Genomic DNA, 25,849 nt, shown 5'->3' on the forward strand with positions numbered 1-25,849 from the left:
CCCGGTGTTGTCACCGGGCGCCCCCACCTCGTTCGTGCGTGCCGATCGGCCGTCGTCGTCGACCCGCCGCGCATCGGCTGCCGTACCGCGTTTCAGCCGCTGTGCTTCAGCCGCCGTGGTTCAGCTCGAACCACACCACCTTGCCGGTGCTCAGCCGGGTCGCGCCCCAGCGGCGGGCCAGGCGGTTGACCAGGTAGAGGCCGCGGCCGCCCTCGTCCGTGGCGCGTGCCTGGCGCAGCCGCGGGAGCTGGGGCACGTCGTCACCGACCTCGCAGCGCAGGACGTCCGTACGCAGCAGCCGCAGGGTGACCGGGCGGGAGGCGTACCGGACCGCGTTGGTGACCACCTCGCTGACCAGCAGCTCCACCGAGTCGCTCAGGTCCTCCATGCCCCACCGGGACAGCGCCCGGCGGGCCAGCCGGCGGGCCCGGCCGGGAGCGGCGTCCTCCGGCTCGAGGAACCAGTACGCCACATCGCTCGGCGCGATCCCGTCGAAACGGGCGGCGAGCAGCGCGATGTCGTCGTCCCGGTCGCCCGGACCGAGCATGTCGAGCACCTCGTCGCACAGTGCCTCCAGCGGCGGCGGATGGTCCGGGCCGGTCAGCTGCGCGGTCGCGGTGAGCTTGTCGCGCAACTGGTCGATGCCGGTCCACACGTCCCGCAGCCGGGACTCGACCAGGCCGTCCGTGTAGAGCAGCAGCGTCGCCCCGGCGGGCGCGTCCAGCTCGACCGCCTCGAAGTCCACGCCGCCGACGCCGATCGGGGCGCCCGCGGGCACCCGCAGCACCTCGGCCCGTCCGCCGAGGGGCAGCAGAATGGGCGGCGGATGACCGGCGTTGGCGATGGTGATGCGGTGCGCGACCGGGTCGTACACCGCGTACAGGCAGGTCGCCATGCGGTCCGCGCCGAGCCGCTGCGCCTGCTCGTCCAGGTGGTGCAGCACCTCCTGCGGAGGCAGGTCGAGCCCGGCCAGGGTCTGGGCGGTGGTGCGCAGCTGGCCCATGATCGCGGCGGAGGTCATGGAGTGCCCCATGACGTCGCCGACGACGAGGGCGACCCTGCTGCCGGGCAGCGGGATGGCGTCGTACCAGTCACCGCCCACGCGCGCGGTCTCGGCGGCGGGCAGATAACGGGAGGCCAGCCGTACGCCGGTGCAGCGCGGCAGGTTCTCCGGCAGCATGGTCCGCTGCAACTCGTCCGCGATGTACGCCTCCCGCCCGTACAGCACCGCCTTGTCGATGCCGAGGGCGCTGTGCGTGGCGAGCTGGGCGGCGACCAGCAGGTCGTCGGCGTCGAACGCGGGGCGCTCCGGGCCGCGCAGGAACAGGGCCGCGCCGATCACCCGGCGCCGGCCGCGCAGCGGTGCGAGAATCGCCCGCTGACCGTCGGGGACGGCGGACTCGGCTCCCTCGCCGAGGAGTTCGGGCAGGGCGGCGCGCGCGGCGGGCGCGTCCGTGAACACCGGCCGTACGCCGCGCAGCACTTCGGCGAGCGCGCTGCCGGGCCGCACCGTGCACCGCTCCGAGCCGATGGAGTCCAGCTCGGACGGCGTGGGCGCGACGGCCGGCACGAATCCGCCGTCGGTGTCGCGCTCGGCCGGGATCCGGTCGCTGCGCCGCAGCCGCAGCACCAGCGGGCCGGTGGGCCGCTCGTCACCGACCGGCAGGGGCTCGCGCAGATAGACCAGGATGGTGTCGGCGAAGGTGGGCACGGTGGCCCGGCACAGACCCATCACGATCTCTTCGAGATCGATGCCGCGGGCGATCCGCCGGGTGGCGGCGCCGACGAACCTCAGCCGGTCCCCGTCCCGACGCATCGGCGTGGGCTTCCCGGGCGGGGTCACCTGACCGGTGCGCCGCTCGGAGCCGTCGGGGGCGGGTACGGGGCGGTCCTGGGACGCCTGCTCCTGGGACGCACCGCCGGGTGCCGGAGGGGCCACTGCCGGGTGGTCCGCTGTCAGGTGGTCCGATGCCGGGTGGTCGTGCACGTCGGGTTTCTGTCCTCCGGCCGGCTGGAGCGGTATGCCCGCGGGCGCGGGCCGAGGTCGGTGGGTGTCGGGTTCGGATTCCTGCCCGGCGTGCGGCTGGGAGTGCTCGGCGCCGGGCCCGGCGGTACCCGGCTCCGCCGGAGGCGGCGACGATGACGACGATGTCGGGGCAGGCAGGAACGCCTCGCGGGCATCCGCGGGGGTGACGCCCGGTTCCGGGCGCTCGTAGGAGGTCGGCTGCTCCGTCACGCGTGTCGAGTCCATCCGTCCGGGGCCAGGGCCCGTTCCTCACGTTCCCGCCTGCCCCGCGAACGTGAGGCCGGGGACGCACGCCGTGCACACCGTACGTCCTGCCGGAACTCCGATACCCGGAATGCCTGCCCCAGGAACGGAATTCCCGCGTGGTGAGCGCCTGCTTCTGTGCCGCCTGCCGACCGTCCCCGGCCCGCACCGGTGGTGCCGTACCCCTCGCTCACGTCCTGCCGCCCCTCGGTGACGTTCGGTCAAACCCAGCGCGTGCTCCGGAAGTTGCTGACGCCCGGTGCCTTGCGGAGGACGATCCTACGTTTCCTGACCCGGGGTGCATCAAGAGTCTCATGACGACAGATGCGCGGGCGTGCTGTCCCAGTCCGGTGGAAGTGAAGGTACCGCCCACGACGGATCCGGGCGCCAGTTCTGCCAGCCGTCCGAGAACGGGGCTCCCCACCGGGAGATCACGGCCACCGCGTCCCGGCCCGCCTCCCGCACCCGGCCGGCCAGCGCGGCGTCCACCAGTCCGTCCCGCTGGGCCTGCGCGAACTCGTCTTCGTCCCGCCAGTGCCAACTGCGGTCCGGGTGCACGGAGATGTCCAGAAAGTGATCCTCGGAGTCCACCCCGCCCACCCAACGGGCCAGCGGCTCCTCCAGGTTCACGTACCAGTTCTTGAACCGCCAGTCCCGGTCCCAGAACAGCCACACCGACCAGGGCTCACCGGGCCGGGCCAGCTTCAGCACACCGGTCCCGGTCCAGCGGCCGCGCTGGACCGTACGGGGCTTGGTGTACCGGGTGCGAAGGGGCTCCTGGTGCACGGGGGTGCCGTCGGCGAGCACCGGCTTCACGCACTCGGTGCCGGGCGCCATCCACACGGCGAGCAGTTCGGGGTCGTCGCGTACGACCGTGACGGGGCGCGCGATGTGGAAGCGCGCGCCCCCGTTCTCCCGGTAGCGCCACAGGATCTGCGTCCCTGGTGCCCAGTGGCCGTCCCCGCGTCCTGCCGCTCCGCCCTGTGCCATGGGCAGATATTAGGTGCCCCAGGCACAGGTCGCTGCGGTCCCCGTCACGCTTCACCCGTGCGGAACACCGGAGACACGGCGTGGACACGGCGGAGACGTGACGGGGGTGCGGCGGAGACGCGGCGGAGGGGCCCGCCTCAGCCGCGCCGCTTCACGGACGCGTCATCCGCAGGACGTCCAGCGCCTCGTCGAGCTGCTCCACGGTGAGGTCGCCGCGCTCGACGTACCCGCTCTCCAGGACCACCCGGCGGATGGTCTTCCGCTGTGCCAGCGCCTTCTTGGCGACCTTCGCGGCCTCCTCGTAGCCGATGTACCTGTTGAGCGGGGTGACCACGGACGGCGAGGACTCGGCGTACTCCCGGGCCCGCTCGCGGTCGGCGACGATCCCGTCGACCGTACGGTCGGCGAGCAGCCGGGAGACGTTCGCGAGCAGCCGGATCGACTCCAGGACGTTCTTCGCGATGACGGGCAGCATCACGTTGAGCTCGAAGTTGCCGGCGGCCCCCGCGGCGGCGACGGTCGCGTCGTTGCCGAAGACCTGCGCGCTCACCATGAGCACGGCCTCCGGGATGACCGGGTTGACCTTGCCGGGCATGATCGAGGAGCCGGGCTGGAGGTCGGGCAGGGCGATCTCGGCGAGGCCGGTGCGGGGACCCGAGGCCATCCACCGCAGATCGTTGGCGATCTTCGTCAGGCCGACCGCGATCGTCCGCAGCTGGCCGCTGGTCTCCACGATGCCGTCCCGCGCGCCCTGCGCCTCGAAGTGGTCGCGGGCCTCGGTCAGCGGCAGCCCGGTGACCCGGGCGACCTCCTCGATGACGGCGGCCGGGAACCCGGGCGGGGTGTTGATGCCGGTGCCGACGGCGGTCCCGCCGAGGGGCAGCTCGGCCAGCCGGGGGAGGGAGGCGTGCAGCCGCTCGACCCCGTACCGCACCTGGGCCGCGTACCCGCCGAACTCCTGCCCGAGGGTGACGGGCGTGGCGTCCATCAGGTGCGTGCGCCCCGACTTCACCACGTCGGCGAACTCCTCGGCCTTGCGCTCCAGCGAGGCCGCTAGGTGCTCGAGAGCCGGTACGAGGTCCCGGGTGACGGCGGCGGTGGCGGCGATGTGGATCGAGGACGGGAAGACGTCGTTGGACGACTGGGAGGCGTTGACGTGGTCGTTGGGGTGCACGGGGCGCCCGAGCCGCTCGGTCGCCAGGGTGGCGATGACCTCGTTGGTGTTCATGTTGGACGAGGTGCCCGAACCCGTCTGGAACACGTCGACGGGGAAGTGCTCGTCCCACTTCCCCCCGGCGACCTCCCCGGCCGCCGCGCCGATCGCCTCGGCGATGTCCTCGTCCAGCACACCGAGGCGCGCGTTCACCTTCGCCGCGGCGCCCTTGATCCGGGCGAGGGCCTCGATGTGGGCACGTTCGATGCGCTGCCCCGAGACCGGGAAGTTCTCCACGGCCCGCTGCGTCTGCGCCCGCCACTTGGCGCCGGCCGGTACCTTCACCTCCCCCATGGAATCGTGCTCGATGCGGTAGCGCCGGTCGTCGTCCGTGGTCGTCATCGTCGTACCTCCGAAGGTCCACAGCAGTGGTGCGGGCCGGGTGTATTCCTGCCGGTCCCTCGCCGGCATTCCGTACGGGTACCCGGAACGGACTCCGCCCCGCCGCGAGGGCGCGGCGGGGCGGAGTCCCGCGTGGAGACCGGTGCCGGCCGGGCGCTGCGCCCACCGGCCGCACGCACCGGCTTCAGGCGACGGCCTGCTGCCAGAGGGTGTAGGCGATGCCGTCGGCCGCGCGGTTCAGACCGGTGGTGTTGATGTTGGTGAGGGTGTCGCAGGACCGGTGGTAGCAGGGGTCGTAGGCGGAACCGGCCGTGCCGCCCCATTTGGCGGCCTGTGCGGACGTCTTGCGGGCGCCGGCGCCCATCGCGTAGCCGGAGGTGGGGATGCCGGCCTGCTGGAAGGGGTAGTCGTCGCTGCGCCCGGCGCCCTCGGTGTTCTCCTCGGGTCGCAGGCCCAGCGAGTCCCAGTACGCCTTCATCGGCGCGGCGGCCGACGTGGTGATGCGGTTGATGAAGTAGCCGCCGTTGGTCGAGGCGATCATGTCGAAGTTGTAGTACGCCCGGATTCTGGAGCGCTGGGTGGAGGACAGCGAACGCACGTAGAACTCCGAGCCGTTGAGGCCCTGCTCCTCATCGGTCCACCAGGCGAAGCGGACCCGGTTGCGCATGGCCGGGTTCTGCTGGGCCAGGGTCAGCGCGTTCTCCAGGAGCGCGGCCGAGCCGGAGCCGTTGTCGTTCATGCCGGGGCCCGCCGACACGCCGTCGAGGTGGGCGCCGAACACGTACACGTTGTTCGCGTCGCCCTGCGGCCACTCGGCGATCAGGTTGGGGCCCGCTCCGCCGGTGCAGCCGGAGGTGCAGGGCTGCTCGGTGACGGTGTAACCGGCCGCCTGCAGCTTGCCCTTCACGTAGGCGACCGAGTCGCGGTACCCCTGGGTGGTGGAGCGGCGGTTGCCGCCGTTGCGGCCGGCGATGGCACTGAGCTCGCTCAGGTGCGCCCGCACCTTCGTCACGTCGACGTCGGGCGCGGCGAGCGCGTTCACGGCGGTGGCGGACCGGTCCGCCACCACGGGAGCGGCGGCCGCGGCGGGGAGGGTTCCGCAGCCGAGCACGACGGCGAGGGAGAAGCTCGCCACGGCGAATCGTCGTCTCACACTGTCTCCTTCGGGAGGTGGCCGTGGGGTGGGCCACGGGGAGTCCGACATGGTGTGTGCATGTCAGAATGGCGAGAAGGGTCACAGGCGAGAGCGGGGGGAGTCAACGGAAACGGGGGCCGCGCGGGCAGGTTGTCCAAAAAGAGAACACGGCGTCCGCTATCCGGGCGCACGGGGGCCCGTGGCGGCGCCCGCGGGCGTTTCCGGGGTCTGCCGCGAGGGCGTGTCGGTGTCGAGCCGGCCCGGTCGGCCGAGGGGAACCGCGGGCGGTGGGTCGCCCCCGGACCGTCCGGCGTTCGAGGACGATTCCTGTTCAGGGCCGGAGGGGGGTCGGGGCGCGGTCCCGGGGGCGGCCCCGGGGAGGGGAGGAGGGGAGCGGCGGCGGGGGCCGAAAGCCCCGGCCGCCGCCCCCGTGGGCACTACACCAGCCCCGGCCCCCGCACCGGAATCGACGTGAACGTGGGCTGCTGCGGCGAAGGGTCCTGGAAGAAGTCGTTGCCCTTGTCGTCGACGACGACGAACGCCGGGAAGTCCTCGACCTCGATCTTCCAGACCGCCTCCATGCCGAGTTCCTCGTACTCCAGGACCTCGACCTTCTTGATGCAGTCCTGGGCGAGCCGGGCGGCCGGCCCGCCGATCGAGCCGAGGTAGAAGCCGCCGTGCGCGTCGCACGCGTCGGTGACCTGCTTGCTGCGGTTGCCCTTGGCGAGCATCACCTTGGAGCCGCCCGCCGCCTGGAACTGCTCGACGTAGGAGTCCATGCGGCCGGCGGTCGTCGGGCCGAAGGAGCCGGACGCGTAGCCCTCGGGGGTCTTGGCCGGACCGGCGTAGTACACCGGGTGGTCCTTGAGGTACTGCGGCATCCCCTCGCCCGCGTCCAGCCGCTCCTTGATCTTGGCGTGCGCGATGTCGCGGGCGACGACCAGCGGGCCGGTGAGGGAGAGGCGGGTCTTCACCGGGTACTTGGTGAGTTCCGCGAGGATGGCGTCCATCGGCTGGTTCAGGTCGATCCGGACGACGTCACTCTCGGTCTCGAGGTGCTCGTCCGTCGTCTCGGGAAGGAACCGTGCGGGGTCCCGCTCCAGCTGCTCGAGGAAGACGCCCTCGGCGGTGATCTTCGCGACGGCCTGGCGGTCGGCGGAGCAGGAGACGGCGATGGCGACCGGGCAGGACGCGCCGTGCCGCGGCAGGCGGACCACGCGGACGTCGTGGCAGAAGTACTTGCCGCCGAACTGCGCGCCGATGCCGATCTTCTGGGTCAGCTCGAAGACCTTGTCCTCCAGTTCCTTGTCGCGGAAGCCGTGGCCCAGCGGGGAGCCCTCGGAGGGGATCTCGTCGAGGTAGTGCGCGGAGGCGTACTTCGCGGTCTTCAGCGCGTACTCGGCGGACGTGCCGCCGACGACGATCGCCAGGTGGTACGGCGGACAGGCGGCCGTGCCGAGCGAACGGATCTTCTCCTCCAGGAACTTCATCATGGAGGACTCGTTCAGGACGGCCTTGGTCTCCTGGTAGAGGAAGCTCTTGTTGGCGGAGCCGCCGCCCTTGGCCATGAACAGGAACTTGTAGGCGCCGCCGTCGGTGGCGTACAGCTCGATCTGGGCGGGGAGGTTGGAGCCGGTGTTCTTCTCCTCCCACATGGTCAGGGGCGCCATCTGGGAGTAGCGCAGGTTGAGGTTGTGGTACGCGTCGTAGATGCCCCGGGACAGGGCCTCTTCGTCGCCGCCCTCGGTGAGGACGTTCTGGCCGCGCTTGCCCATGACGATCGCGGTGCCGGTGTCCTGGCACATGGGGAGCACGCCGGCCGCCGCGATGTTGGCGTTCTTCAGCAGGTCCAGGGCGACGAACTTGTCGTTGGGCGAGGCCTCGGGGTCGTCGATGATGCGGCGCAGCTGGGTGAGGTGGGCGGGGCGGAGGTAGTGCTGGATGTCGCGGATGGCCTCTTCGGCGAGCTTGCGCAGCGCCTCCGGCTCCACCTTGAGGAAGGTCCGTCCGTCGGCCTCGAAGGTGGAGACACCTTCGGAGGTCACCAGCCGGTAGGGGGTGGTGTCCTCTCCCATGGGGAGCAGATCGGCGTACTCGAACTCAGGCATCTCGCCCATTCCTCACTCGACAGGTGGCCGCCCGCCGACGTCGGCGAGCGCCCACCAGCGTAGGACCTGCCGCGGCGGGGGAGCTTGTGAGGTTGTCCTCAGTTGCTGTCGGCCGGGGCTCGGGCCGCGGGCTCCCACGCTTCCCGTTCCGGTGGTTCCCGTGGCGTTCGCGAGTATTTCGCGACAGGGGGTAGTCGCGATCTATCGCGTTTGGGTACGCTGCTGCCGTGGACCTTCAGAAGCACGCCCAACCGCAGGACAGCGCGCCGCGGGCCGCCGAGCTGCGTGTCTCGGACGCCGACCGCGACCGTGTCGCCGACTTTCTGCGCGATGCCCTCGCCGAAGGCAGGCTGACCCCCGAGGAGCACTCCGAGCGCGTCGAGGGCGTGCTGGCCGCCAAGACCGCCGGGGAGCTCGAGGTGTTCGTCCGGGACCTGCCGGGCGAACACCAGCGGCGCGCGGCCCCTGCCGCGGCGCCCGGCCGGCCCACCGCGGGCGCCATCCCGATGGACCCCGACGACAACGTGGTGGCGGTCTTCAGCGCCGCCACCCGCAAGGGCCGCTGGCGGGCGGGCCGCCGCATCCATGTGTACGCGGTCTTCGGCAATGTCGAGATAGACCTCAGTGAGGCGATCTTCGACCACCAGCAGGTCGTGATCAAGGCCTTCTCGGTCTTCGGCAACGTCGAGGTCCGCGTCCCGGAGAACGTGTCGCTGCGCGGCATGGGCGGGGGCGTCCTCGGCAACTTCGAGGTGGCCTCGCTGGACGCGGAGGACCCCGAGGCGCCGGTGGTCTACGTGGACGGCTGGGCGGTGCTGGGCAATGTCGAGGCGCGGCCCAAGCGGGGCAAGCTGGTGGCGGACATCCTCGACCGGGTGCAGCGCTCGGTGGACAAGAGTGCGCGGTGGCGCCAGGACCGTTGACGCCCGTGAAGCGGGGTGGACGGAGACGCTGAAGCGAAGGCGTCCCGTCGATGCGCCGGGGGGACGGTGCGGCGGCGGCAGGTGCCGAATTCCGGTGCCGGAAGCGGCGGTTCGGGACTCAGTGCATAGGCGTGCGCACAGCGGGTAGGCCTTGCTGCATCGTCTCTCGCTCGCGAAGCCGTCGTCAGGAGTAGACCCGTGCCGCAACCGCCGCATTCGTCCCTGCAGGTAGCTGCCGTTCCGGCCCAGCGGGTGCCGACGCGAGACAGGGACCAGGACGCGCCCTGGCACACCGAGGCGGTGTGCCGGCGCGACGAGGCAGGACTGTTCTTCGCCCCGTCGAAGGAGCCCACGGCCGCCAGGCTCTCCCGCGAGGAGGCCGCGAAGCGGGTCTGCGCACGCTGTCCGGTGATGGTGGAGTGCCGGGAACACGCCCTGCTCCAGCCCGAGCCCTACGGCGTCTGGGGCGGCCTGACCGCCGCCGAGCGCCGCGTGGTCCTGGCCCGACGCCGCCGCCGAGACCTGGAGCTCCAGAAGACGACCCGCACCGGCGGCCCCATAGCAGCAGCAGGCTGACCAGCCCCCGAAGCCCCCCGACACCGCGCACTCGGCCCACCCGGGGCCGCGGGGACCCGCGCGCCCTGCGCCGCACGAGGGCCGCGTTCCCGGCACCGGGTGACCCACCGGGGGCGTGGGGAGCCGCGCGACCTGTGCCGCACGAGGGGTGCGATTCCAGCACCGGGTGACCCGCCGGGGGCGTGGGGAGCTGTGCGACGCCCACTGCACGGGGCGCCCTTCCCGTACCGGTGGCCAAAAGGGGCGCGGGGAACTGCGCGCCCGGCCACAGCGGACCCGCACCATTCGGGACGAGACCGCCGGACGGTGCGAGGCGGGGGACCCACGGACCGCACACCCGTGGGCCACCCGCACAACCTCCGGCGAACCCCGCGGAGCTACTTCGCCCGGTCGAAATCCACCGCACTGTACGCACGCAGCTTGCTCAGCCGGTGCTCGGAGTCGATCCGCCGCACCGTCCCCGACTTGGACCGCATCACGATGGAGTCGGTCGTGGCGGTCTCGGACCGGTAGCGCACCCCGCGCAGCAGTTCGCCGTCGGTGATGCCGGTGGCCACGAAGAACACGTTGTCGCCGGTGACGAGGTCCGCGTCGGTCAGCACCCGGTCGAGGTCGTGCCCCGCGTCGAGCGCGCGCTGCCGCTCCGCGTCGTCCTGCGGCCACAGCTTGCCCTGAAGGGTGCCGCCGAGGCACCTCACGGCACAGGCCGAGATGATGCCCTCGGGGGTGCCGCCGATGCCGAGCAGCAGGTCGATACCGGTTCCCTCGCGCAGGGCGAGGATCGAGCCGGCCACGTCACCGTCGGAGATCAGCTTGATGCGCGCCCCGGTCTCCCGGATCTCCTTGATGATGCCGTCGTGCCGGGGCCGGTCGAGGATCACCACCGTGACGTCCTCGGGGGTGGCCCGCTTGGCCCTGGCGACCCGGCGGATGTTCACGGCCACGGGCGCGTCGATGTCGACGAAGTCGGCGGCCTCGGGCCCGGTGACCAGCTTGTCCATGTAGAACACGGCCGAGGGGTCGAACATCGAGCCGCGCTCGGCGGCGGCCAGTACGGCGATCGCGTTGGTCATGCCCTTGGCGGTCAGCGTGGTGCCGTCGATCGGGTCGACGGCGATGTCGCACTCGGGCCCGGTCCCGTCGCCCACGCGCTCCCCGTTGAAGAGCATCGGGGCCTCGTCCTTCTCCCCCTCGCCGATGACGACGACGCCGTTCATCGAGACGGTGGAGACGAGGGTGCGCATGGCGCGGACCGCGGCACCGTCGGCGCCGTTCTTGTCGCCGCGCCCGACCCAGCGCCCGGCGGCCATCGCGGCGGCCTCGGTGACCCGGACGAGTTCCATGGCGAGGTTGCGGTCGGGAGCTTCGGAGGGCACATCGAGTTCGGACGGCAATTGATGATTCTCGGTCATCGGAGCGCACCTTTCTGTACGACGACGGCCGGATGAGGGTGTTGAGCTCGACTCTAGCGTCGGGTGGACAGAATGAGCAGGGGGCCCCACGGATGAGCGGACCGGGCACCTGCGACGATAGGGGCGTGGCAGGAACGAACAGCACGCAGAAGTCGGCCCGGGACATGATCCTTTCCCTGGGGCTCATCTTGCTCGCCGCGGGAGTGATCTGGCTGTTCATCCCGCACGACGACAGTGAGCCCGACCTCAAGCGGGTCGACTACCGCGTCGACCTGCTCACCGCGCGCCGTGCCGCCGCCTACGCGGTGGCCGCGCCCGAGGGTCTGCCCGAGGCGTGGAAGCCCACCTCCGTCCGTTTCCAGGGCGAGGAGTTCGACGCCTGGCACCTCGGCTACCGAGCCCCCGACGGGGAGTACGTGGCGGTCGAGCAGTCGACTCGCAAGCCGGTGGTCTTCATCGAGGAGGAGACCCAGGGCGCGGAGAAGACCGGGAGGACGCAGCAGATCGCCGGCAGGACCTGGACCCGGTACGAGGGCGGTCAGTACGACGCGCTGGTGTTCGAGGACGAGGACTCGACCACGGTGGTGACGGGCACGGCGTCCTTCGCCCGGCTGACGGAGATGGCCGAGGCCCTGCGCACCGAATCCGACTGACCGGCATGCGGCAGGGCCCCCGACGGTGTGTCGGGGGCCCTGCCGCATGCGTGTGCTGTGCGGGCCGCGGCCCGGGCGGCGGTCAGACGGTGGTGACGACCTGGTCGTACTCCAGGCGCGGGTTGCGCGGGAACCAGGCGTCCTGGCCGGGGTGGCCGATGTTGACGACCATCAGCGGGGTGTGGTCGTCGTCGAGGAACTCCTTGCGGATGCCCTCGAAGTCGCAGCCGGTCATCGGGCCGGCGGCCAGACCCGCGGCGCGCACGCCGACGATGAAGTACGCGGCCTGGAGGGCGGCGTTCAGCGCGGCGTTCTTCTCCCGCACCGAGCGGTCGGCGGCGAACGCGTCCTTGGCCCCCGGGAAGTGCGGGAAGAGGTGCGGCAGCTCCTCGTGGAACTCGTTGTCCGCGGAGAGGATCGCGACCAGCGGGGCGGTGGCCGTCTTGGGCTTGTTGCCCTCGGACATGTGCTGGACGAGGCGCTCGCGGGCCTCGGGGGAGCGGACCAGGGTGACGCGCAGCGGCGACTGGTTCATGGAGGTCGGGCCGTACTTGACCAGGTCGTAGACGGCCTGCACCTGCTCGTCGGTCACCGGCTCGTCGGTGAACGTGTTGGCGGTGCGCGCCTCACGGAAGAGCAGGTCCTGGGCAGCGGCGTCAAGAACGAGAGACATGCGTGATCCTTCTGGGGAGGAGGGCGTCGGCTCCGCGCGGTCGGCGTGAAGTCCTTGACGGGAAGACGTTACGCCAAAGAAGTTCAAAGTTCAATCAAAGTGGGGGCCGGTCGAAGCGGGGTGTGGTGACCCGCCTCACCCTCCGCCTGCCGAGTGATGCGGGTCACGTCGATTCCCGATCACTTCCTCGCGCGCCCGCAGTCCTAACCAGCAGTACGCCACCACTCGGAGCAGAGGGGACCCGCCCGATATGACCACCACCGCCAAGGGACCGGCCAGTTACTTTCCGTCGATCGAGAAGAAGTACGGCCGTCCGATCGCGGAGTGGAAGGAACTGATCCGCTCCTCGCCGCTCGTCAAGCACATGGAGCTGGTCGCCTGGCTCAAGGCCGAGCACACCCTGGGCCACGGCCACGCGAACGCCCTCGTCGCCCACACCCTGGCCGAGGACAACGCCAAGTAGCCCCGCCCGCCCACCGGGACGGACCGGGCGGGCCGCGCGCGGCCTACAGGTCCCCGGACCCGTCCTCCGCGCGCCCCGCGCCGGCGGTCTCCTCCGCGAGCGCCGCGTCCAGCCGGGCCCGTGCCCCGGCCAGCCGGCTCCGGCACACCTTGGCGAGCTCCTCGCCCCGCTCCCAGAGCGCGAGCGACTCCTCCAGCGTCGTACCGCCCGTCTCCAGACGGCGTACGACCTCGATCAGCTCGTCCCGTGCCTGCTCGTATCCGAGCGCCTCGGCCGCGGCCTCCGCCTGCCCGGAGGTCCCCGCCACCTGCTCCGCCTGCCCGGAGGTCCCCGCCACCTGCTCCGCCTGCCCGGTCTGCTCCGTCTTGCTGGTCATCCGCCCACCCTACGCATCGACTCGGACACTGAACTCGCCCTCGGACACCCGTGCCCGCAACGCCTCACCGGCCTCCACCTCGCCCGGATCACGCACCGCGTGCCCGTCGGCCCGCTGCAGCACGGCGTACCCGCGCTTCAGCGTCGCGGCGGGGGACAGGGCCACCACGCGCGCGTGCGTGTGCGTCAGCTCGGAGTCGGTCCGGTCCAGCTGGTGCCGCAGACAGCGCCGGGCCCGGTCGAGCAGCGCGGTGACCTCCTCGGCCCGCCCGTCGATCATCCGGTGCGGGTCCTCCATCGAGGGCCGGGCCAGCGCATGGGCCAGCCCCCGCTCCTCCCGGTCGACGAACGCCTGGACACAGCGCCGCGCACGGTCGCGCAGCAGCCGCACCCGCTCGTACTCCTCGCCCACGTCCGGGACCACCCTCTTGGCGGCGTCCGTCGGAGTGGAGGCCCGTACGTCGGCGACATGGTCCAGGAGCGGGTTGTCCGGCTCGTGCCCGATCGCGGAGACGACCGGCGTACGGCAGGCCGCCACCGCCCGCACCAGCTGCTCGTCGGAGAACGGCAGCAGGTCCTCCACACTGCCCCCGCCCCGTGCCACGACGATCACGTCCACCTCGTCGGCCGCGTCCAGCTCCTTCACGGCCTGGACGACCTGCGGCACCGCGTGCACGCCCTGCACGGCGACATTGCGCACCTCGAAGCGGACGGCGGGCCAGCGGTGCCGGGCGTTCTCCAGCACGTCCCGCTCGGCGGCCGAGGCGCGTCCGCAGACCAGCCCGATCAGCCGCGGCAGGAACGGCAGCGTCTTCTTGCGCTCCGGCGCGAAAAGGCCCTCCCGCGCGAGGGACTTCTTCAGCTGCTCGAGCCGCGCGAGCAGTTCCCCGACCCCGACCGGTCTGATCTCGGCGGCCCGCAGCGACAGCTGCCCGCGCGGGGCGTACCACTCGGGCTTGCAGTGCACCACGACCCGCGCGCCCTCGCCGACGACGTCGGCGACGGCGTCGAACACCTGCCGGTAGCAGGTCACGCCGACGGAGATGTCGTACGAGGCGTCCCGCAGCGTCATGAACACCACGCCGGCACCCGGCCGCCGCGACAGCTGGGTGATCTGCCCCTCGACCCACACCGCGCCGAGCCGGTCGATCCACCCCCCGATGAGCCGCGACACCTCACCGACCGGGATGGGCGCTTCCGCAGACGTGTTGACAGCCATGCCGCGAGCGTAGTGCGAGCCACCGACATCGCAGGCCACCACCGGGCGGCGGCCTCCACGCCGTACACCGCCCGCCCATACCCGTACACCGCCCGCCCATGCGCCCGGTGCGCCCGTACGCCCTGCTCACCGCCCCCGTGCACCCGGAACCCGGGCCGGTCCGGTGCCTCCCGCCGGACGCGATCACCGGGCGGTCGGACGCGGCCCTTACGATGGGACGCATGACCGCTTCGCCTGGCCGCCGTGTCCTGCTCGCCGCCCCCCGGGGCTACTGCGCGGGCGTGGACCGCGCCGTGATCGCCGTCGAGAAGGCCCTGGAGCAGTACGGGGCCCCCGTCTACGTCCGGCACGAGATCGTGCACAACAAGTACGTCGTGCAGACCCTGGAGAAGAAGGGCGCCGTCTTCGTCGAACGGACGGAGGAGGTGCCGCCGGGCAACATCGTCATGTTCTCCGCGCACGGCGTGGCCCCCGTCGTCCACGAGGAGGCCGAGCGCGGCCGGCTCGCCACCATCGACGCGACCTGCCCGCTGGTCACCAAGGTGCACAAGGAAGCGGTCCGGTTCGCGGGCGAGGACTACGACATCCTCCTGATCGGGCACGAGGGCCACGAGGAGGTCATCGGCACCTCCGGCGAGGCCCCCGACCACATCCAGCTCGTCGACGGCCCCGGGGACGTCGCCAAGGTCGAGGTCCGTGACCCGTCGAAGGTGGTCTGGCTCTCCCAGACCACCCTCTCGGTGGACGAGACCATGGAGACCGTCGACGCCCTCAAGGACAAGTTCCCGCAGCTGATCTCCCCGCCCAGCGACGACATCTGCTACGCCACGCAGAACCGCCAGCTCGCGGTCAAGCAGATGGGCGCCGAGGCGGACCTGGTGATCGTGGTCGGCTCGCGGAACTCCTCGAACTCCAAGCGTCTCGTCGAGGTCGCCAAGATCGCGGGCGCCCGCGACGCCCACCTGGTCGACTTCGCCGACGAGATCGACGAGTCCTGGCTGGAGGGTGTCTCCACGGTCGGCGTCACCTCGGGCGCCTCGGTACCGGAGGTACTGGTCGAGCAGGTCCTGGAATGGCTCGCGCAGCGCGGCTTCGAGGACGTCGAGATCGTCAAGGCCGCGGAGGAGTCCATCATCTTCTCGCTGCCCAAGGAGCTGCGCCGCGACCTGCGCGAGGAGGCGGCGACGCTGGTGGCGGAGCGCGGCGGCACGGGGTCGGCCGGGGCCTCGGCGTAGCGCGGTGGGTGCGGCGCGGCCGGTGCGGCGCGCCGACGTGTGAGGGCGTCCGGGGATGTGACGGCACGAGGTCATCACGTCCCCATTCCTCACCTCGTGTCCGATCGGTGACGGGGTTCGATTCGGTGACCGTTCACCGTCCGGCTTAACGTGGTTCCATGCAGATCTTCGGTGTGGACATCGGCGGGTCCGGGATCAAGGGTGCCCCGGTCGACCTGGACAAGGGGGACCTGGCGCAGGAGCGCTGCAAGGTCCTCACCCCGCAACCGTCCACGCCGGAGGCGGTGGCCGACGGGGTCAAGCAGGTCATCGACCACTTCGGCTGGACCGGCCCGGTCGGGGCCACCTTCCCGGGCGTGGTCACCGACGGCACCACGATCCGTTCGGCGGCCAACGTCGACAAGGGCTGGATCGACACCGACGCTCGTGTCCTGCTCGGCGACCGCCTCGGCGGCCTGCCCGTGACCGTCGTCAACGACGCGGACGCGGCGGGCATCGCCGAGATGCATTTCGGCGCCGGCAGGGGCCGCCGGGGCACGGTCATCATGCTGACGTTCGGCACGGGCGTCGGCAGCGCCGTGTTCGTGGACGGCGTCCTGGTCCCCAACACGGAGCTCGGCCACCTGGAGCTGCACGGCCACGAGGCGGAGAAGCAGGCGTCCAGCAAGGCCAGGGAGGACCACGAGCTGACGTGGGAGCAGTGGGCGCACCGGGTGCAGAAGTACCTGGCTCACCTGGAGATGCTGTTCTCGCCGGAGCTGTTCGTGATCGGTGGCGGTGTCAGCCGCAAGTCCGAGAAGTTCCTGCCCCACATCCAGGGCATCAAGGCCGGCATCGTCCCGGCGCAGTTGCAGAACAACGCGGGCATCGTGGGAGCGGCGATGCGGGCGGCCACGGGTATGTAGGGCACCGGGCGCATCCGGGCATCCGGGCATCCGGGCATCCGGATGCGCGGATGCCCGGATGTCAGGCCTGGGCCCGGCTCCGGGCGGCGGCGGTCCGCCGGTTGATCGTGCGGACCGTGCGCATCCGCCGGCCGAGCACGATCACGCCGGCGACCAGGGTCCCCCCGTACAACCAGCCGGCCTGGGTGGCCAGGCCGGTCACCATGCCCATGAGCCGGCCGCCGATTCCTCCGTCGCCCTCGTCGGCGACCGGGATCAGACCCAGGGCGAAGGCGATCGGGACGACGACGGGCGCGGTGAGCAGGTCCCCCTCGCGCACCCACAGCGCGGTCAGCACGCACGCCGGCAGGAACAGCACGCCGTACACGGTCTGGGACGCCCCGAACAGCAGCGCGACGAGGGACCCGAGCGTCAGCATCACGAGCCCGCAGAAGAGGCCGCCGCCGAGGCCGGTGAGCCGGGGGTTCGGCAGCCGCTGGGCCGCGGTGGAGGGAGCGGGCCGGCGGACCGGCGCGGGCTCGCGCCGTGCCGGGCGGACGGGCCGGGCGGACCGCGCGACACCACCCCCGGGGGCCCGCCCCGCCTGCGGAGGCAGCGGCGGCTTGGACGGCCGGGCCGGCCGGGCCGGCCGGTCGGGGCGCGGTCCGTACTGAGCAGGTCGCGTGCTGTGTTGCTCCACTGGACCAACCTAGGTCTGTTTATGTGCCGAATAGGCCGTCAGACACGCCGGGAAGCGGGGACTGTCCAAGCGTTCGATTTGTAGGCGGGGTGGAGGCGGGGACGCCGTAGACTGGTGGATCGGCCCGCGCGCCCAGTCGGCCGGCCCTCGTCCCCCATCCTCACGTACGGGAAGTCGCAACGTGTCGCTCACGATCGGAATCGTCGGTCTGCCGAATGTCGGCAAGTCGACCCTGTTCAACGCCCTGACCAAGAACGACGTGCTGGCGGCCAACTACCCGTTCGCCACCATCGAGCCGAACGTCGGCGTCGTCGGCGTCCCCGACGCCCGGCTGACGAAGCTCGCGGAGATCTTCGGCTCCCAGCGGATCCTCCCGGCCACGGTCGACTTCGTCGACATCGCGGGCATCGTGCGCGGCGCCAGCGAGGGTGAGGGCCTCGGCAACAAGTTCCTGGCGAACATCCGCGAGTCCGACGCGATCTGCCAGGTCATCCGGGCCTTCCAGGACGAGAACGTCGTCCATGTCGACGGCAAGGTCTCGCCGAAGGACGACATCGAGACGATCAACACCGAGCTGATCCTCGCCGACCTGCAGACCATCGAGAAGGTCCTGCCGCGCCTGCAGAAGGAGTCGCGGATCAAGAAGGACATCGCACCCAAGGTCAAGGCGGTCGAGGAGGCCAAGGAGATCCTGGAGAAGGGCGACACGCTCTTCACGCACGGCATCGTCCAGGGCGGCGAGCGCAACGAACTCCTGCACGACCTGCACCTGCTCACCACCAAGCCCTTCCTCTATGTCTTCAACGTCGACGAGGACGAGCTGACCGACGAGGACTTCAAGAACGAGCAGCGTGCCCTGGTCGCCCCCGCCGAGGCGATCTTCCTCAACGCCAAGCTGGAGGCGGACCTCGCCGAGCTGGACGAGGAGGACGCCATGGAGCTGCTGGAGTCGGTCGGCGCCGAGGAGCCCGGCCTCGCCACCCTCGCCCGCGTCGGCTTCAACACCCTCGGCCTGCAGACCTACCTGACCGCGGGCCCGAAGGAGTCCCGCGCCTGGACCATCAAGCGCGGCGCCACCGCCCCCGAGGCCGCCGGAGTCATCCACACCGACTTCCAGAAGGGCTTCATCAAGGCCGAGGTCATCTCCTTCGACGACCTCGTCGAAACCGGCTCGGTCACCGAGGCCCGGGCCAAGGGCAGGGCCCGCATGGAAGGCAAGGACTACGTCATGCGCGACGGCGACGTGGTGGAGTTCCGCTTCAACGTCTGACGTCTCATCGAATACGGTGCCCGGCCCGCTTGTTGGTGGGTCGGGCGTAGACGTCTGTCCGCGGGAGGTCCTCGTCTGCGAAGTGTTGTGGCTGAGGGTCGACCTGGTTGGAGTGGTTGTGGCCGACGCTTCAGACCTTGACGACCTCTACGGAGGGGCCGCACAGAAGCGTCAGGTCCTCGGGGTCGGAAGTAAGGATCGTGGCCGGCTGGGGCGCGTTGCGGGCGATGACGGCGAAGGCTGCGTCGATGGCGTACTTGTGGCCGTGGAGATGATGGGCGCGAAGGAGGGCGGCGGCTTCGTCGGTGACCTCTCTGGTGACATCGTGAACGTCGACGCGGGAGAGGACCCACTTGATGCGGGCCGGGTGGATCCGCTCGTAATCGGCCTCCAGAGTGGTCATGGCGCTGGTGATCACGCGGATGCCCTCCTCCGAGGCCGCCTGGACCAGAGCCACGACGGTGCGGTCCTTGCGGTAGAGCTTGGAGAGTCCTTCGCTGTCGAGCAGCAGGGTGCCGGGCATCAGGCGGCGGCACCGCCTACCTGTCGGTGGTCATGGCGCAGCAGCGCGCGCGCGGCCTCGACCTCCTCGCGGGTGAGTTCGTCATTGTCGGTCTCGAAGTCGGCGACGATCTCCCGAAGCTTGTCCATGGCGACCCGTTGTTCGAGGGCTTCGGCGACGTAGGCGGAGAAGCCACCGGGGCCGACATGGGCGCGTACGGCCTCGGCAAGGTCCTCGGGCAGGCTGATGGAGTACTTTCTGCTACTGCTCATGGTGCCGATCCTACCGGCGGTCGTAACTCTGTGGGTGTGAACAGTCATGGCGGCGCCGGAGGCGGCTCGGCGCGTCCGGCGCCGCCATGCGGGAGGCTGCCCGGTCCGCAGACGGTCACGCCGGGGCTCGACGCGATTCGCGCCGTGAGACGGAGCGAGGCCGTGTCCGCTGAACGGAATATCCGCACCCATTTCGCCCTTATCCGCCCCAGGGTGACTGCGGAGCTTGGCGTGCCACAGCCGAGTACCTGAAGAGGGCTCCGAGAGAGATTTTTCCCGAGCCCACCGTGGACTATCGGATCTCGGGAATCCACGACCTCCCCGTCCTCGATTCTGAGATCGAGCTGGCGCCTGGCGTATGGATCGACGGGACGGCGTCGATGCCTGTGCCCGCCCATGCCTGCATCACTCTGACCGACGTGACCGACGTGACCGACGGCGAAGCCGCTGTCCTCGTGCGATGGCTCCGGGACTCCTTCGTGCCCGCACCCCACCGCGTCTGGTTCGCGAACAGCCTTGTTGTGGCGAACGGCGAGCGGGACCCCTGGCCACTTCCGGCCGGGGGTGGCGACGAAGGGATCGCGACAGAGCTGCGCAGGCACCTCGGCTCCGTCGAGACCCTCGTGGGCCAGTCCGCAGCCAGTCCGCAGGGCGCCCGCAAACAGTCATCGGGAGCCAACGCACGCCAACGGATAAATGGCTGGTCAGAGCCCTGGATGTGGCTCCGCCGCAGGTCAGGATCGGGTCGCAGGCATTCCGCTTCAACGTCTGATCGCATAACCACAGGCGGCCTGACCTGCGAGAAAGCGGGTCGGGCCGTTGTGCTGTCCGCAACAGTCCGCAGAACCGGGAGCAGCTACGTGTCGTGGACCGGTGTCCGGCGTGTCCGGCGTGTACGACCCACACCGTCAGTTCCCCGTCGTCGATCGTGTAGAGGGCACGGTGGTCGCCGATCCGTAGGCGGCGGCGTTCGGGCCGGGATACGAGTGCGGTGGTGTCGAAGCCGAAGGGGTCGCTCTCCAACTCTGTCATTTTGGCCAGGATCCGAGGCGCGATGTCACGCGGGATCTTGCGCAGCTCGGCCTGGCCTCGGGCCGGAACACCATGCGGTAGTCACTCACTGCGTGCCGGCGTCTCCCTCATCACGTCCTCGATGGGGACGCCGGCGGCCGGGCTCGCCATGCGCTCGTCGATGATGCGGTTGATCTCGCGCTCTTCCCACTCCTGGTACTTGCGCAGCACCTCGATCGAGACCACGGCGGCGACCTGCTTGCCGCGACGGGTGATGACAGTGGGCACGTCGTCGCGGTCGGCCCGTTCGACGACTTCGGCCAAGTGGGCGCGTACGTCGCGGATGGACTCCATGGAGGAGACCGAGCGGGGGCGGGGCGATCTGACCCTGGCGCGCATCCGGGAGAACTGGACCAGCTGGCGCGGCCGAGCCGTCGAGCCCCTTGTCCGCGAGGCCCTGGCGCGGATACTGCCCGATGACAGGCTGCCCGCGGCCCCCGCAGTGGGCGGCTACTGGACCCGCACCAACGACGTCGAGATCGGCATTGTCGGGGCGGACCGCGCCCCCATCGCCAAGGAACCGCTCTTCGTCGGCTCCGTCAAGTGGCTGGAGCAGTCGCTCTTCGACCGGCACGGCCTGGCAGCTCTCCATCGACACCGGGCCGCCCTCACTGGCGAACCTGTTCCAGTCGTGGCGGTCTCGCGCGGCGGAGTCGGCTGTCCGGGGCTCGATGCCGCCTGCGGCCCTGGCGATTTGCTGACCGCCTGGCCGCTGTGAGTGGCGATGACCGGCGAGGCAAGGGAGTTGGGGAGTGCGATCAGGCCGGAGTGGATCTCCGGCATCGACTTCGTTGTGTCCGGCTGGGCGGACTTCGGCAGAGCGTTCGTGGCATTCCGGGTTTCGTGGACGCCGGTCGGCCCATGTTTCGCGACCAACTGTGCGTACTTCGCGGTGTGCGTTGGTCTGCAGCGGCAGCTACGCAGGTGGACGCCCTGGAGACGGAGCGGAATCACCTTCGTTTCTGCCGCGTGCGCGGTACGTACCGGTGCGGAACTCCGTCGGGGTTTTGAGGTCCCAAGGTAAATGACCTTGGAAACCCAAGATCCTCGACGGAGTCGCTCAGTAGGTCAGCAGCTCGGTGAGTGTCCGGTACGTGTGAAGTTCCTCCTTCGTGAACCACAGCTGTACTTCGTACTCGGCTTCCTGCCGGTTCGCGGACGCGTGCACGATGTTGGCCATGCCCTTGCCGGTGGCATTGCTCGCCTTGCTGCTGAAATGGGAGAAGTCGCCACGTATGGTGCCCGGCGCGGCCTCGTTGGGGCAGGAGGCGCCGATCAGTTTTCGGGCAGTGGCCACGGCGTCATAACCCTCCAGCACGAAGGCCACTATCGGGCTCTGCTTCATGAAGGCAGCAGACCGCGCATAAACGGTTGAACCAAGTCGTTCCTCCAAGTCGAAGTAATGCTTCCGGATAAACGCGTCATCCATGGTCTGCATCTTCATCCCCACGATCTTGAGGGAGGCCTCCTCGAAGCGCGTTAGCACGCGGCCGGCCAGGCCGCGCAGCAGCGCGTCCGGTTTGATCAGTACGAGGGTGCGCTCCACCGGAGCGGCAGTCTCCTCGGTCGGAATGTGGGTCACGCTGGGCTCCTGGTTCAGCTGGGATCTTGGCTTAAAGGACCCGGGCAAGTCCCCGTAGGGTCACGTAGGTTGATTAGATCGGTGATGATTTCCCGTACATCAGCGGGGTGACCTGGCAGGGGGGCACTGTGAGGACCGACGGGACGGCAGTCGTTCTGGAATACGATGGCGTATCAGGGTGTACGGGGCAGGCGGAGGACGGCGAGGGGGAGGGGCGCGCGGGGGCAAGTGTCCTGTGGCTTGCGCACGACGAGGTGTCCTTCCATGGGCTTCCCGTCCTCTTGGACCGACTCTCCCTCGCACGCAGCTACCGGCTCTGCCGGACCGTGGAAGCGTTCCACAGGCTGCTCCAGGAGGAGCAGTTCGACATATGCGTGGTGTCGTCGCAGTCGTACACGGCCTCCGTGGCTTCGTGTGTGGGGCAGGCCGGTGCACAGCTGGTCATCACCAGCCCGCATGCCCGGCGGCCGTCGTTCGGACAGCCGGCTGACGGGATGAGGGGACCGGATGCCTGGCTCCAGGAACAGCGCATCGACTCCCACGTGCTCCAGCGGGTCTTCGATCAGCTGACCGCTGCGCGCCTGCATCCGGCTACCGGAGAGCCGTCGCCGCACTTCCCCGGGACGGGGGTGGAACGGGGCCTCGACAGGGTGACCCAGCGGGAGCGTGCGGTGCTGTCGCTGCTGGCGCAAGGGCAGAGCAACCAGCAGATAGCGCGGGCGCTCGGCATCTCCATCCACGGAGTCAAGCGGCACGTCTCGAACCTGCTGATCAAGCTCGACAGCACGAACCGCACTGAGGTTGCCCTGAAGGTCACCCAGCTCGGCCTGCTTCCCACCTATCGGGCCTGACACCATCTCAGGGTCTCTCCGGTGAGTGGTCCTTCCCGGTCGCCGCGCGGAGGATGACTGTGTAGTCCTCCTCCGAGTACCCCGCGGCTTGAGCCTCGGCGATCCAGGAACGCGTGGCGGCGCCCAGGCGCAGTTCGACACCGTGATCCGCAGCTGCTCCACGGATGAGGTCGGCGTCCTTGGCGGCAAGCCTCAGCGAGAACCGGGTGGGGAATGCGTCCGTTTCCAGCGAAGTGCGCCGGCGCTCGGCCTGGGCCGCGAGCGGGGTGGACGCGAGCACGTCCAGTGCCGTACGCCGGTCCAGGCCGAGACCCTCGGCGAGTGCGACGGATTCCCCGAGCAGGGCCACGATGCCGAAGAGCGCCGAGTTGGCGACGAGCTTCGCCGCGGAGGCCGCCCCCAGCTCCCCGACGTGCGAGACCTGTCCGATGTCCCGCAACAGGGGGGTCCACTGTCGAACCAGTTCGTCGGATCCGCCGACGTACACCGTTCCCTTGCCGGCCGCGAGCTTTCCGGGGCCCGCCATGACGGGGGCGTCCAGCACCCCGGAGCCCTCCGGCAGGGTGTCGGCGACCCAGGCCAAGGTGTGGGGTGCCACTGTGGACATCTGGATCAGTGTCACGGGCGAGTCCTCGGCTCCGGCCGCGACACCGTCCGGTCCCGAGACCACATCCTTCACGGCAGTCTCGTCGGTGACCATCAGAACCACGGCCTCGGCGCGGCGAGCCGCCTCGGCCGGGGTCCGGACCGCGACGGCCTTCCCGGCCGGTAGACGCTCCCGGGCCGAGGGGGTGCGGTTCCATACCAGCACCTCGTGCCCGGCGAGCAGCAGCCGCGCGACCACGGCCCGGCCCATGTTGCCGAGGCCCAGCACCGCCACGCAGCTCACTCCGGCGCTCCTTCCGAGCTGAGTACCTTGTTCGAGTACCTACTGTCCTGCGTCACTTCGCGCCCGAACCAGTCCGGTGGGGTGAAGGCCAGAGCGGTGTCGATGTCGTCGAACTCCACCTCCACGGTGGCCAGTCCTTCAAGGTGCCCGTCGAAGACATCGACATGGGCGAGCCAGTTCCCCGGGAGCTTCACTTCACGGCGGGTCTTGACGATGCGACTTCCTTCTGTCGCAGGCCAGATCGCGTCGAATTGCGGAGCGCTGATCAGGATCTCGAACTCGGACCGCTGAAGTCCGGTGCCCTTCTTCACGGTGAGGGTGTGCTCGCCGCCGATCTGGCGGACCCGCGCTTCCTCGTCGGTGCCACGTGCCAGGTATCCCTGACGTACAGTCACAGCCGGAATCCGCAGAACTGCACTGAGATCTTCCACGACGAATTTTCGCTCGATCTCGGTTGCCACGTTGCGCGCCCCCTGCGTCGTCAGTGCGTTCGAACCGCCGGCGTCCTGCCTGATCGCCGTTCACGTGCGGACACGGCCGCGACTGGGTGAACGGGTGACCATCGGTGTTTTTCCCTCGTCAACCCTCCCTTGGCTTGGCGCGTCGAGACAGGTGCACATGGGTGCGGATCGATGGAGGTGCTCGATCGGCTACCTCGAAAGGGGCGCACTTTAGGGTACTTGCTCTGCTTGTGAGGGCTCGATTAAAAAAGGACGACGACAGCGTCCGAACTCGGGTGAGATCTGCTGGTAGAGATTCCAAGCGAGCCGAAAAGACCAAGAAATGGGGACTTATGACTGCTGTTGCTACGCCGAGTGACAGCCTGACGGGCCTTGGACCAAAGGACCTGATAACCCTGCTCAACGGCCTTCCGCATGACGTGAACGAACGCCAGAGTGACTACAACCTGAACCTGGTGAGGCGTCTCGGAGAAGGTCGTTGCATTTCCGGCCTCCTCGGCCGTTTCCTTGAGGACGAAGACCTCCTGGACGAAATCGCCGGGCGTTCGTACCGTCATGTCAACCACTTTGACAAGATTGTCCTGGTCGATACGGGAGCCCAGCTCGGTTACCGGCTGACACTGCACGCGTGGTGCCCGCCGTACTCCGAGAAGGAACTCAACGACGAGTTGATCCACGACCACCGGTTCAGCTTCTGGTCCACCATCCTCACCGGACGCCTGGTGTCGCAGAACTTCTCCCGGTCCGAGGATGCCGACGCACCCTCCGGCAACCCGCGTGTCGGCTTCCAGCAGTACCGGTACAGCCCGGAGAAGCAGGGCGTCTCCACCACCTCGAACTTCTACGAGTTCGTCGGTGAGACCGAGCTGGAGGTGACGGGCGACAGTGTCGAGGAGCAGGGCAACGCCTACCACCTCAAGTACCACCGCATCCACCGCGTCGTACTCCCGTTGGAGTCGATGACCTGCACCCTGGTGCTGCGCGGACCGCGGGAGCGCAACTTCTCCAATGTCTACAACACCGCCTATCCCAGCACCGACACCACGTCCGGCAACGTGATGTTCAGCAGGGAGGAACTCACCGGGAAGCTGAGCAGCATCCTGGCGAACATCAACGGTGCCTGACAGCGGATCGAACCGTCGGCCGTCGGTCCGGGTGCGGGCCTCCGAGACGCTGAGCGAAGGCTGGTACACGCTGCGCCAATACAGCCTCGACGTCACCCGGACCGACGGCGCGACGCAGCGACTGTCCCGGATCGACCTTCGCCGCGGCGACCGGGCAGCCGTCCTCCTGTGCTCGCCGGTCGCCGGCACCGTGGTCCTCACCAGTCAGTTTCGCCTTCCGGCTTTCCTGCACGGAGACCCGCACGGCCAACTGATCGAAGCCCCTGGAGGGCTGCTTGACGAGGCCGGCGCCGAGGAAGCGGTTCGTCGCGAGGTCGAGGAGGAGACCGGATTCCAGGTCGCCGAGTTGCGCAAGGCGTTCACGACCTACCTGTCCCCGCAGCTGAGCACCGAGCGGACCCACCTCTTCACCGGTGAGTACGACCCCGAGGTCCGCTCGGGTCCGGGTGGCGGCGTACCTGACGAAGGCGAGGACATCCAGGTCCTCGAATTTCCCCTGCGCGAGGCACTGGAGAGGGTCCTGCGCGAGGAGGCCGCCGATGCCAAGACCTTGCTCCTCCTCCTGCACGCCCAGAGCCAAGGGCTCTGCGCTCAGTGACCCCAGGGGAAGAAGCCGGCCGAACGATCCACGGCCCCCTGTAGAACATCACCACGAAA

General features: G+C 70.0%; 26 protein-coding genes and 2 pseudogenes. 11 read left to right on the forward strand and 17 right to left on the reverse strand.

The genetic code is table 11. The features are described from left to right. Positions 1–106 precede the first annotated feature (106 nt). The 5 genes from ACFWVE_RS21330 to ACFWVE_RS21350 form a co-directional block, all read right to left on the reverse strand. Positions 107–2,251 (reverse strand): SpoIIE family protein phosphatase, encoded by a 2,145-nt coding sequence (locus ACFWVE_RS21330; RefSeq protein ID WP_384016204.1) that lies wholly within the window; start codon positions 2,249–2,251, stop codon positions 107–109. 330 nt (positions 2,252–2,581) lie between these two features. Then, the gene (locus tag ACFWVE_RS21335) at positions 2,582–3,259 is read right to left on the reverse strand and encodes a DUF402 domain-containing protein (RefSeq protein WP_384016206.1); all 678 of its coding nucleotides are present in this window, start codon (positions 3,257–3,259) and stop codon (positions 2,582–2,584) included. A 151-nt stretch (positions 3,260–3,410) separates the two neighbouring features. Next, entirely contained in the window at positions 3,411–4,814 is a 1,404-nt protein-coding gene (locus tag ACFWVE_RS21340; protein WP_384016208.1) for a class II fumarate hydratase, read from the reverse strand. Between the two features lie 184 nt (positions 4,815–4,998). After that, entirely contained in the window at positions 4,999–5,967 is a 969-nt protein-coding gene (locus ACFWVE_RS21345; protein ID WP_384016210.1) for a M28 family metallopeptidase, read from the reverse strand. Between the two features lie 419 nt (positions 5,968–6,386). After that, positions 6,387–8,066, reverse strand: coding sequence for a fumarate hydratase (locus ACFWVE_RS21350; protein WP_384016211.1), 1,680 nt, complete (start codon positions 8,064–8,066; stop codon positions 6,387–6,389). 218 nt (positions 8,067–8,284) lie between these two features. Between ACFWVE_RS21350 and ACFWVE_RS21355 the strand changes: the two genes are divergently transcribed. Next, positions 8,285–8,980 carry a DUF1707 domain-containing protein gene (locus tag ACFWVE_RS21355; RefSeq protein ID WP_384016213.1) on the forward strand — a complete coding sequence of 232 codons (696 nt, stop codon included), beginning with the start codon at positions 8,285–8,287 and terminating at the stop codon, positions 8,978–8,980. 198 nt (positions 8,981–9,178) lie between these two features. Beyond that, the gene (locus tag ACFWVE_RS21360; protein WP_384016215.1) at positions 9,179–9,556 is read left to right on the forward strand and encodes a WhiB family transcriptional regulator; all 378 of its coding nucleotides are present in this window, start codon (positions 9,179–9,181) and stop codon (positions 9,554–9,556) included. Between the two features lie 377 nt (positions 9,557–9,933). Here the strand turns inward: ACFWVE_RS21360 and glpX are convergent, their stop codons facing one another. After that, complete coding sequence (gene glpX / locus ACFWVE_RS21365) at positions 9,934–10,968, reverse strand: class II fructose-bisphosphatase (RefSeq protein ID WP_384016217.1); 1,035 nt, start codon at positions 10,966–10,968, stop codon at positions 9,934–9,936. Between the two features lie 125 nt (positions 10,969–11,093). On the opposite strand from glpX, the gene ACFWVE_RS21370 reads away from it, so the two are divergent. Then, positions 11,094–11,621 (forward strand): DUF4245 domain-containing protein, encoded by a 528-nt coding sequence (locus ACFWVE_RS21370; RefSeq protein ID WP_384016219.1) that lies wholly within the window; start codon positions 11,094–11,096, stop codon positions 11,619–11,621. A gap of 82 nt (positions 11,622–11,703) precedes the next feature. Here the strand turns inward: ACFWVE_RS21370 and ACFWVE_RS21375 are convergent, their stop codons facing one another. After that, positions 11,704–12,294 (reverse strand): malonic semialdehyde reductase, encoded by a 591-nt coding sequence (locus tag ACFWVE_RS21375; protein WP_384016221.1) that lies wholly within the window; start codon positions 12,292–12,294, stop codon positions 11,704–11,706. A 250-nt stretch (positions 12,295–12,544) separates the two neighbouring features. Here ACFWVE_RS21375 and ACFWVE_RS21380 point away from each other — a divergent pair, with 250 nt between their 5' ends. Beyond that, the gene (locus ACFWVE_RS21380; RefSeq protein ID WP_384016222.1) at positions 12,545–12,757 is read left to right on the forward strand and encodes a DUF4287 domain-containing protein; all 213 of its coding nucleotides are present in this window, start codon (positions 12,545–12,547) and stop codon (positions 12,755–12,757) included. A 43-nt stretch (positions 12,758–12,800) separates the two neighbouring features. On the opposite strand, the gene ACFWVE_RS21385 is transcribed toward ACFWVE_RS21380, so the two are convergent. Next, positions 12,801–13,133, reverse strand: coding sequence for an exodeoxyribonuclease VII small subunit (locus ACFWVE_RS21385; protein WP_384016224.1), 333 nt, complete (start codon positions 13,131–13,133; stop codon positions 12,801–12,803). A 9-nt stretch (positions 13,134–13,142) separates the two neighbouring features. After that, on the reverse strand, positions 13,143–14,351 hold the full coding sequence (xseA, locus tag ACFWVE_RS21390; protein ID WP_384016226.1) for an exodeoxyribonuclease VII large subunit: 1,209 nt from the start codon (positions 14,349–14,351) through the stop codon (positions 13,143–13,145). Positions 14,352–14,563: 212 nt separating this feature from the next. Here xseA and ACFWVE_RS21395 point away from each other — a divergent pair, with 212 nt between their 5' ends. After that, positions 14,564–15,586 (forward strand): 4-hydroxy-3-methylbut-2-enyl diphosphate reductase, encoded by a 1,023-nt coding sequence (locus ACFWVE_RS21395; protein ID WP_384016228.1) that lies wholly within the window; start codon positions 14,564–14,566, stop codon positions 15,584–15,586. A gap of 158 nt (positions 15,587–15,744) precedes the next feature. Then, positions 15,745–16,491, forward strand: coding sequence for a polyphosphate--glucose phosphotransferase (ppgK, locus tag ACFWVE_RS21400; RefSeq protein ID WP_384016230.1), 747 nt, complete (start codon positions 15,745–15,747; stop codon positions 16,489–16,491). A gap of 61 nt (positions 16,492–16,552) precedes the next feature. Here ppgK and ACFWVE_RS21405 read toward each other — a convergent pair whose 3' ends face one another. Continuing rightward, positions 16,553–17,170: a DUF6542 domain-containing protein gene (locus ACFWVE_RS21405; RefSeq protein WP_384016232.1), complete on the reverse strand. Its 618-nt coding sequence runs from the start codon at positions 17,168–17,170 to the stop codon at positions 16,553–16,555. A 181-nt stretch (positions 17,171–17,351) separates the two neighbouring features. Here ACFWVE_RS21405 and ychF point away from each other — a divergent pair, with 181 nt between their 5' ends. After that, positions 17,352–18,440, forward strand: a complete 1,089-nt coding sequence (ychF, locus tag ACFWVE_RS21410) for a redox-regulated ATPase YchF (protein ID WP_384016234.1) — start codon at positions 17,352–17,354, stop codon at positions 18,438–18,440. A gap of 130 nt (positions 18,441–18,570) precedes the next feature. Here ychF and ACFWVE_RS21415 read toward each other — a convergent pair whose 3' ends face one another. From ACFWVE_RS21415 to ACFWVE_RS21430, 4 genes and pseudogenes are all read right to left on the reverse strand, one after another. Next, entirely contained in the window at positions 18,571–18,963 is a 393-nt protein-coding gene (locus ACFWVE_RS21415; protein ID WP_384016235.1) for a DNA-binding protein, read from the reverse strand. Continuing rightward, entirely contained in the window at positions 18,963–19,214 is a 252-nt protein-coding gene (locus ACFWVE_RS21420; RefSeq protein WP_073946283.1) for a hypothetical protein, read from the reverse strand. The genes ACFWVE_RS21415 and ACFWVE_RS21420 overlap by 1 nt, the downstream gene beginning before the upstream one ends. A gap of 856 nt (positions 19,215–20,070) precedes the next feature. Continuing rightward, positions 20,071–20,335: pseudogene (locus ACFWVE_RS21425) on the reverse strand (type II toxin-antitoxin system RelE/ParE family toxin). Then, positions 20,328–20,579 (reverse strand): type II toxin-antitoxin system Phd/YefM family antitoxin, encoded by a 252-nt coding sequence (locus ACFWVE_RS21430; RefSeq protein ID WP_384016238.1) that lies wholly within the window; start codon positions 20,577–20,579, stop codon positions 20,328–20,330. The pseudogene ACFWVE_RS21425 and the gene ACFWVE_RS21430 overlap by 8 nt, the downstream one beginning before the upstream one ends. Between ACFWVE_RS21430 and ACFWVE_RS21435 the strand changes: the two are divergent. Beyond that, a pseudogene (locus tag ACFWVE_RS21435) lies at positions 20,575–21,003 on the forward strand (DUF234 domain-containing protein); the annotation flags it as partial. The gene ACFWVE_RS21430 and the pseudogene ACFWVE_RS21435 sit on opposite strands and share 5 nt — an antisense overlap. A 342-nt stretch (positions 21,004–21,345) precedes the next feature. Here ACFWVE_RS21435 and ACFWVE_RS21440 read toward each other — a convergent pair. Beyond that, positions 21,346–21,867 (reverse strand): nucleoside-diphosphate kinase, encoded by a 522-nt coding sequence (locus ACFWVE_RS21440; protein ID WP_384016240.1) that lies wholly within the window; start codon positions 21,865–21,867, stop codon positions 21,346–21,348. 281 nt (positions 21,868–22,148) lie between these two features. Between ACFWVE_RS21440 and ACFWVE_RS21445 the strand changes: the two genes are divergently transcribed. Next, complete coding sequence (locus ACFWVE_RS21445; RefSeq protein ID WP_384016241.1) at positions 22,149–22,718, forward strand: response regulator transcription factor; 570 nt, start codon at positions 22,149–22,151, stop codon at positions 22,716–22,718. Positions 22,719–22,725: 7 nt separating this feature from the next. On the opposite strand, the gene ACFWVE_RS21450 is transcribed toward ACFWVE_RS21445, so the two are convergent. Then, positions 22,726–23,607: an NAD(P)-dependent oxidoreductase gene (locus tag ACFWVE_RS21450; protein WP_384016242.1), complete on the reverse strand. Its 882-nt coding sequence runs from the start codon at positions 23,605–23,607 to the stop codon at positions 22,726–22,728. Continuing rightward, entirely contained in the window at positions 23,604–24,068 is a 465-nt protein-coding gene (locus tag ACFWVE_RS21455) for a CYTH domain-containing protein (RefSeq protein ID WP_384016244.1), read from the reverse strand. Before ACFWVE_RS21455 ends, ACFWVE_RS21450 begins: the two co-directional genes overlap by 4 nt. A 419-nt stretch (positions 24,069–24,487) precedes the next feature. On the opposite strand from ACFWVE_RS21455, the gene ACFWVE_RS21460 reads away from it, so the two are divergent. Both ACFWVE_RS21460 and ACFWVE_RS21465 read left to right on the forward strand, forming a co-directional pair. Continuing rightward, positions 24,488–25,192, forward strand: coding sequence for a hypothetical protein (locus ACFWVE_RS21460; RefSeq protein WP_384016246.1), 705 nt, complete (start codon positions 24,488–24,490; stop codon positions 25,190–25,192). Further along, positions 25,185–25,790, forward strand: a complete 606-nt coding sequence (locus tag ACFWVE_RS21465) for an NUDIX domain-containing protein (RefSeq protein WP_384016248.1) — start codon at positions 25,185–25,187, stop codon at positions 25,788–25,790. Before ACFWVE_RS21460 ends, ACFWVE_RS21465 begins: the two co-directional genes overlap by 8 nt. Positions 25,791–25,849 lie beyond the last annotated feature (59 nt).

This window comes from Streptomyces sp. NPDC058632 (genome assembly GCF_042717095.1).
Classification (GTDB): Bacteria; Actinomycetota; Actinomycetes; order Streptomycetales; family Streptomycetaceae; genus Streptomyces.

Bases quoted from the DNA above. Each gene is read 5' to 3' on its own strand.
- ACFWVE_RS21330 (WP_384016204.1), bottom strand. From the start codon at position 2,251: ATGGACTCGACACGCGTGACGGAGCAGCCGACCTCCTACGAGCGCCCG.
- ACFWVE_RS21335 (WP_384016206.1), bottom strand. From the start codon at position 3,259: ATGGCACAGGGCGGAGCGGCAGGACGCGGGGACGGCCACTGGGCACCA.
- ACFWVE_RS21340 (WP_384016208.1), bottom strand. From the start codon at position 4,814: ATGACGACCACGGACGACGACCGGCGCTACCGCATCGAGCACGATTCC.
- ACFWVE_RS21350 (WP_384016211.1), bottom strand. From the start codon at position 8,066: ATGGGCGAGATGCCTGAGTTCGAGTACGCCGATCTGCTCCCCATGGGA.
- glpX (WP_384016217.1), bottom strand. From the start codon at position 10,968: ATGACCGAGAATCATCAATTGCCGTCCGAACTCGATGTGCCCTCCGAA.
- ACFWVE_RS21375 (WP_384016221.1), bottom strand. From the start codon at position 12,294: ATGTCTCTCGTTCTTGACGCCGCTGCCCAGGACCTGCTCTTCCGTGAG.
- ACFWVE_RS21380 (WP_384016222.1), top strand. From the start codon at position 12,545: ATGACCACCACCGCCAAGGGACCGGCCAGTTACTTTCCGTCGATCGAG.
- ACFWVE_RS21385 (WP_384016224.1), bottom strand. From the start codon at position 13,133: ATGACCAGCAAGACGGAGCAGACCGGGCAGGCGGAGCAGGTGGCGGGG.
- xseA (WP_384016226.1), bottom strand. From the start codon at position 14,351: ATGGCTGTCAACACGTCTGCGGAAGCGCCCATCCCGGTCGGTGAGGTG.
- ACFWVE_RS21395 (WP_384016228.1), top strand. From the start codon at position 14,564: ATGGGACGCATGACCGCTTCGCCTGGCCGCCGTGTCCTGCTCGCCGCC.
- ppgK (WP_384016230.1), top strand. From the start codon at position 15,745: ATGCAGATCTTCGGTGTGGACATCGGCGGGTCCGGGATCAAGGGTGCC.
- ACFWVE_RS21415 (WP_384016235.1), bottom strand. From the start codon at position 18,963: ATGCCCGGCACCCTGCTGCTCGACAGCGAAGGACTCTCCAAGCTCTAC.
- ACFWVE_RS21420 (WP_073946283.1), bottom strand. From the start codon at position 19,214: ATGAGCAGTAGCAGAAAGTACTCCATCAGCCTGCCCGAGGACCTTGCC.
- ACFWVE_RS21430 (WP_384016238.1), bottom strand. From the start codon at position 20,579: ATGGAGTCCATCCGCGACGTACGCGCCCACTTGGCCGAAGTCGTCGAA.